The 262-nt window shown below is 62.6% G+C and carries 1 protein-coding gene; it reads left to right on the top strand.

What is annotated here, in order from left to right; genetic code table 11:
- A partial coding sequence (locus SB751_RS31900; protein ID WP_410749259.1) for a ParB/RepB/Spo0J family partition protein occupies positions 1-262 on the top strand: 262 nt, incomplete at both ends.

Genomic DNA, 262 nt, shown 5'->3' with positions numbered 1-262 from the left:
GATGACGTCGTGTCGAATCCGTACAATCCGCGCGCGTGCTATAGCGCCGAGACGATCGATGAACTCGCGGAGAGCTTCGCGAGCCAAGGTCAGATCACGCCGATTCTGGTCACGCGCCTGCCGCAGTTCCCCGGCAAATACGTGATCGTCGACGGTGAGCGCCGGATTCGCGCGGCCCGTTCGCGCGGCGACAAGCTCATCGATGCCGATGTGCGTGACGGCCTCGACAACCAGAATCTCTATCTGCGCGCGTATCACGCGA

This window comes from Cupriavidus sp. SIMBA_020, from assembly GCF_046535395.1.
In the GTDB taxonomy this organism is placed as follows: domain Bacteria; phylum Pseudomonadota; class Gammaproteobacteria; order Burkholderiales; family Burkholderiaceae; genus Cupriavidus; species Cupriavidus campinensis.
Note: the sequence above shows the minus strand (reverse complement) of the source record. Positions and strands in the feature narration are given on the sequence as shown.